This is a genomic window from Tistlia consotensis USBA 355 (genome assembly GCF_900177295.1).
GTDB classification, from domain to species: Bacteria; Pseudomonadota; Alphaproteobacteria; order Kiloniellales; family DSM-21159; genus Tistlia; species Tistlia consotensis.
In genome coordinates, this window is the sequence record NZ_FWZX01000048.1 from 25,399 (window position 1) to 33,880 (window position 8,482).

Sequence of the window (8,482 nt, forward strand, 5' to 3'; positions counted from 1 at the left end):
ACCGCCTGCAGCGCTGAATCTAGTCCCTCCGGGGCCCCCTTTCAACTCGCCGAGACGGCCGAGCCGATTTCCGGCCCGCTGGCGCCCGCGGACCGTTCCGCGGCGCCACCCCCCCGCCCGGAACTCGCCGAGGGCGTTCGACGGCGTTCAAAACCCGCTCAACGCTCGAATGAAGGTCTCTCGAAGGAGGGCGTCCGCGCCGGCCGGCTGGGTCTCCGCCTGTTGACCTCCCTTCCCACCGGCGTGGGAAGGGATCGACCCGACGTCCACGGCCATGCTGCACGAACCCAGCCGGGCGGTCCAGCCCGGCGCTTCGTCAGCGGATCGGCGCTTTGGACCTGAAGTCCCTCTGCTTCCAGCTGTCGGCAGGCCAGGTGCCCGAGTGGGTGCCGATCCTGCCGATCCCGGCCGACGGCGTGCTCGCCGCTCGCGACGGGCGGCGCTGGTCGCTCAAGGACCCGGCCAAGGTCGTCGCCAACACCAGGGCCCTCAAGATGGACCTGCCCTGGGACTACGAGCACCAGACCGACCTCGCGGCCAGCAACGGCCAGCCGGCGCCCGCCGCCGGATGGATCAAGGAGATCGAGGTCCGGGACGATGCGATCTGGGCACGGGTCGAATGGACCGACAAGGCCCGGGCGATGATCCAGGCCGGCGAGTACCGCTACTACTCGCCGGTCTTCATGGCCACCAAGAAGGCGCCCCACGAGATCACGCGGATCCTGCGGGTCGCGCTGACCAACGACCCGGCGCTCGAGGTCAAGGCGCTGACCCGCCGCGAAGACGACCCCACAACCGAGGAAGAGACGATGACCGAGGAGCAGCTCAAGGCGCTCTGCAAGGCGCTCGGCCTGAAGGAGGGCTCCTCCGCGGAGGAGATCCTGAAGAGCGCCGACACCCTGTCGACGGCGGTCGCTGCCGCGAAGAAGAAGGCCGAGGACGGTGCGGAGGCGCCGGCGGCCGTCGCGCTGGCCAAGATCGCCAAGAGCGCGGGCCTGCAGGAGGGCGCCGAGCCGGAGGCCGTCGCCACGGCGGTCAGCGGCCGCCTGGAAGGCAGCTCGGCCGACTTCGTGCCGCGCGTGCAGTTCGACGAGCTGGCGGGCCAGCTGACCAGGCTCGTCGACGACAACACCCAGACGAAGGCCACGACCGCGGTCGACCAGGCCATGGCCGAGGGCAAGGTGGTGCCGGCGGCTCGCACCTGGGCGCTCGACTACGCCAAGAAGAACCCCGAGGGCTTCGCGGCCTTCTGCAAGGCGGCTCCCGTCGTCGTGAAGCCGGGCGCGCAGCACCGCGCCGATCCGCCGCCGAACAAGGGCGCCGAACTCGACGACGACGAGCTCGCCGTCTGCCGGCAGCTCGGCATCACCCCCGAGGCCTACAAGAAGGCCCGTGACGAGGAGGTCGCCCGATGACCGCGCTCGCCGCCGACCGCAACACGCCCGAGAAGCTCGACCCCTCGATCCGCCAGCTGGACGTCGCCGCCGCCAAGACGTGCTACGCCGGCGGCCTCGCGGCTCTCGACGCCAACGGCAACGCCACGCCGGGCGCGACCGCGACCACCCTGCTGGGCATCGGCCGTTTCGAGGAGACGGTCGACAACAGCGGCGGCGCCGCCGGCGACCTGACCGTCAAGGTCAAGCGCGGCGTCTTCCGCTTCGCCAACTCCGCCTCGACCGACGAGATCACAGCCGCCGAGATCGGGGCCGACTGCTACATCGTCGACGACCAGACGGTCGCCAAGACCGACGGCTCCAGCACCCGCAGCAAGGCAGGCACGGTCTACGACGTCGACAGCCTCGGCGTCTGGGTCGAGTTCGCCTGACGGCCGGCACCAGGAAAGGCAGCAGCATGCTCATCAACTCCGCGACCCTCACGCGCCTGGGCATCGGATTCAAGGCGTCGTTCCAGGCGGGCCTCGGCATGGCCGGCGCCCAGTCGGAGCGCATCGCGACGACCGTGCCCTCCTCGACGAAGAGCGAGGAGTACGGCTGGCTCGGCAAGGTCCCGAACGTCCGCGAGTGGATCGGCGACCGCGTCGTCCAGAACCTGATGGCGCACAGCTACACCATCAGGAACAAGCCCTGGGAGCTGACCATCGGTGTCGATCGCGACGACATCGAGGACGACAACATCGGGATCTACAACCCGCTGTTCCAGCAGATGGGCCAGTCGACCGGCGCGCACCGCGAGACGCTGATCTTCGGGCTGCTGAAGTCCGGCTTCACCACGGACTGCTACGACGGCCAGTACATGTTCGACACCGATCATCCGGTGCTCGACGAGGACGGCAGCGTCACCTCCGTGGCCAACACCGACGGCGGCTCGGGCACGCCCTGGTTCCTGATCGACGCCAACAAGCCGCTGAAGCCGATCCTGTTCCAGAACCGCAAGGACTGGAACTTCGTCGCCAAGGACAGTCCGACCGACGAGAAGGTGTTCAGCCGCAAGGAGTTCCAGTACGGCACCGACAGCCGGTCGAACGTCGGCTTCGGCTTCTGGCAGTTCGCCTGGGGCTCCAAGCAGACCCTCGACGCGACGCACTACGCGACCGCGCGGGCGGCCCTGCAGGGCATGAAGGGCGACTACGGCCGGCCGCTCGGCGTCATGCCGAACCTGCTGGTCGTGCCGCCCGCGCTCGAGAGCGCCGGCCGCAAGCTGCTCAACAGCGAGAACGCCAGCGGCGGCGAGACCAACGAGTGGAAGGGCACGGCCGAGCTGCTGGTCGTGCCGTGGCTGGCCTGAGCGAGGAGCCGAGCATGAGCAAGCTGAAGGTCATCTCCAAGGTCGCCGGCTTCCGCCGTGCCGGCCGCGCCTGGTCCACCGAGGGCGAGACCGTCGACACCAGCGACTTCACCGAGGAGCAGCTCGAGGCCCTCAAGGCCGAACCGAAGCTGATCGTCTTCGAGGTCCCGGCGGAGCCCAAGGCGGAGGGCGGCAAGGAGACCGGCGGCAAGGCCGCCAAGGGCGGCAAGGAGTCCGCCGCCAGCAACTGATGCACCCCGGAGAGAAGGTGCCGTGCCGGGGCCGCTAGGCCTCGGCGGAGGGCGGGAAGCCGGGACGGCCGGGCCCGCCTGAGGTGCCACCAGACCAAGCCGGGGTCGGGACGGAGCCGCTCCTCTGCCCCGGCCCCGCACCGAAGCAACCACAGGAGAACGCGATGTTCCGTCGAACGACCCTGTTCGCCGCAGCCGGTGCCCTCGGGCTCGCCGTCGGCCTGCTGCTCGCTGCCCAGGCGACCAATGCGGAGCCGCTCCGGCTCGTCCACCAGGTGCCGGCGATCGCCGGCGCCGATGGCACCGCCGACCTCGGCGCCGCGCCGCTGACCGTCGAGACGACCGTCTACCTGGTCGAGCGCCGGGCGGCGGCCGTGACGGTCGGAGCGCCGGAGCTGCCGACGATGGCCGCCGAGGCGCCGATCGGCGCCTCGATCGACCAGCCGGCCAGCCGGATCGGCATGCCGGCGATCGCCGACGCGACCAAGCCGCTGCCGGGCCGCGCCAGTCGCGACGGCCCGGCGCGGCCGGCGACCAGCTGAGACTCGATCCCTGTTCCCCGGGGCGGCGCGACCCGCCGTCCCGGGGCCGCCCCCGACCCGAGACCCGCCATGGCCTACGCCACGCTCCAGAACCTGATCGACCGCTACGGCAGCGACAACGTGCTGCAGGTCGCCGATCGCGACGGCGACGGCCAGGCCGATACGGCGACGGTCGATCGCGAGCTGGCGGCCGTCTCGGCCGAGATCGATGGCTACCTAGCCCTCAAGTACGACCTGCCGCTCTCCGCGACGCCGGACCTGGTGCAGGACCTCTGCGAGCGGCTGGTGTTCTTCCGGCTGCACGTGTTCACGGCGCCCGACCAGGTCGCCGAGTCCGCCAGGCAGGCGCTCGCCACGCTCGATCGCCTGTCGAAGGGCCTGGTCGTGCTCGAGCTGGACGGCGAGCCCGCCGCCGCGGCGCCCGACGGGCCCCGCGTGAGTGCTCCGGACCGCGTCTTCTCGCGCGACACGCTCGAGGGCTACTGACCATGGCGGGCGCGCAGGTCAGTCTCTCGATCGACGATCAGGCGGTGCGCGAGGCCTTCGTGGCCCTGCTCTCGCGCGCCGACGACCTGACCCCGGTGATGGAGGAGGTCGGCGCGGCGCTCGTTGCCTCGACCCAGCTGCGCTTCGAGCGCGGCCAGGCGCCGGGCGGCTCGCCCTGGCCGCCGAGCCTGCGGGTGCTGCACAGGGGCGGCAACACCCTGGTCGAGTCGGGCCGGCTTCGGGACTCGATCACCTACGAAGCGAGCCCGACCGGCGTGCGCGTCGGGACCAACGTTGTCTACGGCGCGATCCATCAGTTCGGCGGCACCATCAGGAAGTACGCCCAGAGCCGGGCAATCTATCGCCGGTACAACGAGACCACGGGCGAGCTGTCGAACCGCTTCGTGAAGCGGCGGCGATCCAACTTCCTGAGCTACCACGAGGTCGGCGAGCACGAGGTCAAGATCCCCGCGCGCCCCTATCTCGGCATCGACGAAGCCGACCAGGCGGAGATCCTCGCGACGCTCCAGGACTGGATCGGCGGCGCCGCGCCGGGAGCGGTCGAATGAACCGCGACCTGGTCGAGGACGTGAGCGGCCGGCTCGAGGCACAGGTTGCCGCGCTCATGAGCGTCCAGGACGCGCTGGCGCTCTCGGAGCTGGTCGAGCGCGGCACGCTGCCGAATGTCACGCCGGCCGGCTTCGTGCTGCCGGACGGGCTGGACGGCGGCCGTCGATCGAACGCGACGGGGCCGCACAAGCAGCCGATCACGGAGCAGGTCAAGGTCGTCCTGGTCATGCGTGCGGCCGATCGAGCCGGCGGGCAGGCGCGTGGTGCGCTGCAGCCGCTGATCCTGGCGACCCGGGAGGCTCTGGTCGGGTGGACGCCAGACGGGGAAGTCGAACCCTTCGAGCTCGCACACGAGCACCTTTCCGGCCTCGGCAAGGGGGCGGCGATCTACGAGCTCGACCTGCGGACGCGGTGGATCTACCGCGCAGCCACTTGAGGAGAGAGGTCATGGAGAAGTTCGGGGCACGCCAGCGAGTGGGCGGCACCTACCGGCGGGAGTCGCCGAAGGCCAAGCCGACTCGGATCGGCGGCACGGAGGAGCACCCGGAGGGCAACCGCGCGCGCAGCGCCAAGGGTGTGCCGCTAGACAAGCCGCGGCCCGCGCCGGCGCCGACGGCCGAGCCTTCGAGCGCGACCGCTTCGAGCTCTGGCCTCGACGGCTCCGGCGAGAAGGCCGGCAAAGGCAAGGCCGACAAGCCGGGCGCCGACGTGAAGAAGGAGGGTTGACGTCATGGCCAACCGCTACTGGCGCAAGAAGGCGCTGATCTCGAAGATCGAGACGACCTACGGGACCGATCCGACCCCGACCGGCGCGACCGACGCGATCCTGGCGCACGACATCAACCTGCGTCCCCTGCAGTCGCAGAAGGTCGAGCGGCCGCACGACACGCCCTTCTTCGGCTCCCGGCCCGCGATCCTGACGAACGTCCACGTGGCCCTGTCGTTCGGCGTCGAGATCGCCGGCGCCGGCACCGCCGGCGACGCCCCGGCCTACGGCCCGCTGCTGCGCGCCTGCGGCCTGGCGGAGACCCTGACGGCGACGACCGACGCGCAGTACGACCCGGTCTCGACCGGCATCGAGTCGGTCGGCAACTACCTCAACATCGACGGCGTCCAGCAGAAGATCCTGGGCTACCGGGCGAACCTGCAGATGTCGTTCCGGCCGTCGGCGCTCTCGACCTTCACCTTCGACGGCCTGGGGCTCTTCACGACGCCGACCGACACCGCGGCCCCGATCGTCGACGTCAGCGGCTTCCAGGTGCCGGTGCCTGTCTCGGACGCCAACACCGACTTCACGGTCAACGGCGTCGCAGTGCCGATGGAGGAGCTGACCTTCGACTTCGGCAACCAGGTCAACGCGATCTTCCGGGTCGGCGAGGAGAAGGTCTCGATCGTCGACCGCAAGGTCAGCGGCTCCATGCTGGTGAAGGCCGACACGCTGGCGATCTTCGACCCCTTCACGATCGCCCGCAATCGCACCCAGGTGCCGATCCAGGTCGTCCACGGCATCACGGCCGGCAACATCGTCCAGGTCGACGCCGACCTCTGCGAGCTCGACGAGCCGCAGTACCAGGAGTCGAACGGCGAGGTCATGTACCGCATCCCCTTCATGGCGGTGCCGTCCGACGCCGGCGACGACGAGATCAAGATCACCGTCAAGTAGGAGCCACCCAGATGACCTTCGTTCTCGCCGATCGCCGCCCTCAGTTCGACTGGAAGATCAGCGTGCAGCGCCCCGATCCCAAGTCGGGCGGCAAGCATGTCACCAGCACCTTCACCGCCCGCTTCGACCCGCTCACGCCGGAGGAGGAACAGGAGCGGTTGGAAGGCGCTGCCGTCCGTCTCGACACCGCGGGCGACGACGGCATGAAGGGGCTCGTCGCCCGCAGCCTCGAGGCGCAGGAGGAGGACAAGAGCCTTCTAAGGCGCGTCTGGGTTGGCTGGGGCAAGGACGTCGTCGGCCAGGACAACAAGCCTCTCGAGTACAGCGACGAGCTGCGCGAGCAGATGATCGCCTGGCCGGAGATCCGCACTGCCGTGCTCGCCGCCTACAACGAGGCCATGAACCCGCAGAACCCGAAGGGCACCAAGCGGGGAAACTGAAGGGCGCGGCGCGGATCTGGGCCGGCGCCGACCGCGACCGCTCGCTCGACGAGGAGGTGCAGGATGACCTCCGGGCCTTCGGGGTCGACGAGGGGCAGATCGCCGAGGCGGCCGCGCGGCGCGCAGAACAGCGGTTCGTCGTCTGGCCCGAGAACCGCCCGGCCCTCGAGCTCTTCCTGGCCTGCCGCACGGCCTGGCGCCGTCAGATCCTGGTCGGGCCGAGCGGCAAGACCCTCGACGTCTGGGACGGCCTCGACTGGAGCCAGGTCGAGTCGCTCGCCCGGATCCTCGATCTGCCGCTCGACCGACGCCTCCTGGCCGACCTCCGAGACATGGAGGGCGCGGCCATGGAGGTGCTCAACAATCGCCGGTGAGTCGCCGTCGTGACCTTGCGCCTTAACCTCGAGCTTACCGCCGACGCCAGCGGTCTCAGAGGCGAGATCAAGCTCTCGGAGCAGGATCTCGCCCAGCTGAAGACGACGGCAGAGCAGGCCGGCGCAGGCGTCCAGGCGAGCGTCGGCCGGATGAGTGCCGGCGTCGAGCAGGCGGCGCAGCAGTTCAAGCAGGTCCGAGCCTCGCTGGACCCCGCCGCGGCGGCGCTCGAGCGCTATGAAGCGCAGCAGCAGGCGGTGAAGACTGCGCTCCTGGCCAATGTGGCGACGCAGGACGAGGCGAACCGCGTCCTCGCCCTTGCCAAGTCGCAGTACGACAGCGTCGTTGCCGCGGCCAGCGGCTACCAGGAGGCTCTTCGGGGGTTCCAGCAGGTACGCGCTTCGCTCGATCCGGCCGTGGCGGCGCTCGAGCGCTACGAAGCGCAGCAGCAGGCGGTACAACGCGCCGTCGCTGCCGGTGCCGCCAGTCAAGAAGAAGCGAGCCGGGTCCTCGCGCTCGCCGCCGGCCAGTACGAGAGCACGACCCGGGCCCTCGCGGGTCTCGATCAGGCGGCCCGCGAGTTCGACCAGATCCGGGCTTCGGTCGACCCTGCCGCCGCAGCCTTGGCGCGCTATGAGGCGCAGCAGGAGGCCGTGCAGCGCGCTGTCGCCGCCGGCGTTGCGACTGAGCAGGAGGCGAGCCGAGTCCTGGCGCTCGCCGCAGGTCAGTACGAGAGCACGACCCGGGCGCTCTCCGGCGTCGACCAGGTCGCCCGCGAGTTCCAGCAGGTTCGCGCCTCCATCGATCCGACCACCGCCGCCCTCGAGCGGTACGAAGCCCAGCAGGAGGCAGTGCAGAGGGCCGTCGCCGCTGGCGTGGTGACGCAGGACGAAGCGAACCGAGTACTCGGCCTCGCCAAGGGCCAGTACGACACCTACGTCGCGACCGCGGCCAAGGCCGCCGCCGGTACCAAGAACTTTGGCTTCGGCGCCCAGAACGCGGCCTTCCAGCTGCAGGACCTGGTCGTCCAGCTGCAGGCCGGCGTGCCGGCGGCCCGTACGCCTCCGGTGAGAGCCGCCTTGCGGGATAGCGGGATCGTGGGAAGGTCCTAGGGGTAATCCTAGGAGTAGCCCTATGACGATACCGCGGGTCGAGGTGATCACGTCCGTTGAGCGGCGGCGGCACTGGTCGCGTGCGGAGAAGGAGCGGCTGGTCGCGGCGAGCCTGGAGCCGGGCGTGACGGTCTCGGAGGTGGCGCGCTCGGCGGGCCTGCACGTCAGCCAGCTGTTCCGCTGGCGCAAGCAGCTCTGCACGCGGATCGACGCTCCGCCGGCGCCCGAGTCCCAGGCGCTGGTGCCGGTGCAGATCGTGCCGGACGAGGGATCCCGCGAGCCGAAGCCCCGGCGGCGCAGG

14 protein-coding genes are annotated in these 8,482 nt (G+C 70.5%); all 14 read left to right on the forward strand.

What is annotated here, in order from left to right; all coding sequences use genetic code 11:
- Positions 1-332: 332 nt before the first annotated feature.
- On the forward strand, positions 333-1,415 hold the full coding sequence (locus B9O00_RS30720; protein ID WP_159460385.1) for a phage protease: 1,083 nt from the start codon (positions 333-335) through the stop codon (positions 1,413-1,415).
- Complete coding sequence (locus B9O00_RS30725) at positions 1,412-1,825, forward strand: hypothetical protein (protein ID WP_085127054.1); 414 nt, start codon at positions 1,412-1,414, stop codon at positions 1,823-1,825. The genes B9O00_RS30720 and B9O00_RS30725 overlap by 4 nt, the downstream gene beginning before the upstream one ends.
- Before the next feature lie 26 nt (positions 1,826-1,851).
- Positions 1,852-2,745, forward strand: a complete 894-nt coding sequence (locus B9O00_RS30730; protein ID WP_085127056.1) for a Mu-like prophage major head subunit gpT family protein — start codon at positions 1,852-1,854, stop codon at positions 2,743-2,745.
- Positions 2,746-2,759: 14 nt separating this feature from the next.
- The gene (locus B9O00_RS30735; protein WP_085127058.1) at positions 2,760-2,996 is read left to right on the forward strand and encodes an HI1506-related protein; all 237 of its coding nucleotides are present in this window, start codon (positions 2,760-2,762) and stop codon (positions 2,994-2,996) included.
- A gap of 164 nt (positions 2,997-3,160) precedes the next feature.
- A complete protein-coding gene (locus B9O00_RS30740) occupies positions 3,161-3,538 on the forward strand; it encodes a hypothetical protein (protein WP_085127060.1) in 378 nt (125 codons plus the stop codon).
- Between the two features lie 69 nt (positions 3,539-3,607).
- The gene (locus tag B9O00_RS30745; RefSeq protein ID WP_085127063.1) at positions 3,608-4,024 is read left to right on the forward strand and encodes a gp436 family protein; all 417 of its coding nucleotides are present in this window, start codon (positions 3,608-3,610) and stop codon (positions 4,022-4,024) included.
- 2 nt (positions 4,025-4,026) lie between these two features.
- Complete coding sequence (locus tag B9O00_RS30750; RefSeq protein ID WP_085127065.1) at positions 4,027-4,593, forward strand: phage virion morphogenesis protein; 567 nt, start codon at positions 4,027-4,029, stop codon at positions 4,591-4,593.
- Complete coding sequence (locus B9O00_RS30755; RefSeq protein ID WP_085127067.1) at positions 4,590-5,030, forward strand: phage tail terminator protein; 441 nt, start codon at positions 4,590-4,592, stop codon at positions 5,028-5,030. Before B9O00_RS30750 ends, B9O00_RS30755 begins: the two co-directional genes overlap by 4 nt.
- A gap of 11 nt (positions 5,031-5,041) precedes the next feature.
- Positions 5,042-5,320 carry a hypothetical protein gene (locus tag B9O00_RS30760; RefSeq protein ID WP_085127069.1) on the forward strand — a complete coding sequence of 93 codons (279 nt, stop codon included), beginning with the start codon at positions 5,042-5,044 and terminating at the stop codon, positions 5,318-5,320.
- Positions 5,321-5,324: 4 nt separating this feature from the next.
- Entirely contained in the window at positions 5,325-6,257 is a 933-nt protein-coding gene (locus B9O00_RS33275; RefSeq protein WP_085127071.1) for a phage tail tube protein, read from the forward strand.
- An 11-nt stretch (positions 6,258-6,268) separates the two neighbouring features.
- Complete coding sequence (locus B9O00_RS33280; protein WP_085127073.1) at positions 6,269-6,697, forward strand: CREC-EF hand family protein; 429 nt, start codon at positions 6,269-6,271, stop codon at positions 6,695-6,697.
- 56 nt (positions 6,698-6,753) lie between these two features.
- On the forward strand, positions 6,754-7,071 hold the full coding sequence (locus B9O00_RS33285) for a DUF1799 domain-containing protein (RefSeq protein WP_159460386.1): 318 nt from the start codon (positions 6,754-6,756) through the stop codon (positions 7,069-7,071).
- A gap of 9 nt (positions 7,072-7,080) precedes the next feature.
- A complete protein-coding gene (locus tag B9O00_RS30780) occupies positions 7,081-8,181 on the forward strand; it encodes a coiled-coil domain-containing protein (protein ID WP_085127077.1) in 1,101 nt (366 codons plus the stop codon).
- A 22-nt stretch (positions 8,182-8,203) separates the two neighbouring features.
- Positions 8,204-8,482: IS66-like element accessory protein TnpA (gene tnpA / locus B9O00_RS30785; RefSeq protein WP_143596422.1), on the forward strand; the 279-nt coding region annotated here is incomplete at its 3' end.